This is a genomic window from Mesorhizobium sp. M7A.F.Ca.CA.003.01.2.1 (genome assembly GCF_003998945.1).
Taxonomy (GTDB): Bacteria; Pseudomonadota; Alphaproteobacteria; order Rhizobiales; family Rhizobiaceae; genus Mesorhizobium; species Mesorhizobium ciceri.
Window position 1 is genome coordinate 1 of record NZ_RZRA01001268.1, and the last position, 1,209, is coordinate 1,209.

Below are 1,209 nucleotides of genomic sequence, written 5' to 3' on the forward strand. Positions count from 1 at the left end.
GTCATCAAGCGGCGCGTTGCCATTCTCGACCATGAAAAGGTCAATGTGCGCGTCACCGTCTTCGTGTCGATCCGCACCAATTCGCATAGCCATGAATGGCTGCGGCGTTTCTCGGAAGTCATCCAGGAGTTTCCCGAGGTGGTCGAGTTCTACCGCATGAGCGGCGACGTCGATTATCTCCTGCGCGTCGTGGTGCCCGACATCGCGGCCTATGACGCCTTCTACAAACGGCTGATCGCCAAGATCGAAATCCGTGATGTGTCGTCGTCCTTCGCCATGGAGCAGATCAAGTACACGACCGAAATCCCGCTCGACTACATGGTTCTGGACAAGGAATCGGGTGCCAACGCTGCCTGAGCTGAACGTCACATAAAGTCGTCCCGCTTAGTTCTTCTTTTTGTTGAGGAAACTCCAGGGTGAGTTCACCGGCAGCGTGATCGTATCCGGCACGGTCTCGACGCTCACCACATCTGCCTTGCGCACGCTGTAGCCAGACTGGATGATGCTGACGCCGTCGAGGATGAACAGCTGGCTCTTCTCCATGTCCGGCTTCAGCGCGCCGGTGACCGCTACAGGCTGATAGGCCTCGGACATCTTGTAGGGACGGGCCGGCGTAACCAAGACAATCTGGTTGGGCGGCGGCGTCGGCATGTGACTGCAGGCACCCGTCCAGGGTACCAGCAGGAACTGGTAGACAAGATCACCGTCGCGATCGACCGGCAATGCGTAGCCGGCTAGCTGAATGCTTTTGTCCTGAAGATTGACGGACAGCGTTTCGCCATGGTCGGGCAATTTTGCCGCGATCATCGGCAGCCCGACGTTTTCGGCGGCGGATTGCGTAGCCGGACGCAGATCCTTCCAGAATATGTGCGCAGTCTCGGCCGAGGCATCGGCGGCAGCGGACACAAACAAAGCGGCAGCGAGCGCCAGGGTTGATTTTAGAGGATTGCTCATCGGCCGCTTCCTTTGAGCCTCAAGTAAAGACGCCGCTGCCAAAGACGTCAACGCTCGAGGCGCATCACATGTCGGCAGCCACTTCACATGTCGGCGAGATCCTGACATGGCGGAACGCGCGCCGTCAGCCTTTCCTGGCGGCGATCCGCGCGAGCGTCTTGGCATTGGTCAGCTCCCTTACGGCGTCCTTGCCGATCCAGCGCGCCGTCTTGTCTGCCGACTGCGCCAGTCGTTCGGCGACAGCCAGGGCGGCAC

General features: G+C 59.7%; 2 protein-coding genes and 1 pseudogene. 1 reads left to right on the plus strand and 2 read right to left on the minus strand.

The window, feature by feature from the left end; translation table 11 throughout:
• Positions 1 to 357: Lrp/AsnC family transcriptional regulator (locus tag EN969_RS31850; RefSeq protein ID WP_164758702.1), on the plus strand; the 357-nt coding region annotated here is incomplete at its 5' end.
• A gap of 27 nt (positions 358 to 384) precedes the next feature.
• On the opposite strand, the gene EN969_RS31855 is transcribed toward EN969_RS31850, so the two are convergent.
• Positions 385 to 1,041, minus strand: a complete 657-nt coding sequence (locus tag EN969_RS31855; protein WP_245466105.1) for a DUF3299 domain-containing protein — start codon at positions 1,039 to 1,041, stop codon at positions 385 to 387.
• A 37-nt stretch (positions 1,042 to 1,078) separates the two neighbouring features.
• A pseudogene (locus EN969_RS36420) lies at positions 1,079 to 1,209 on the minus strand (DNA alkylation repair protein); the annotation flags it as partial.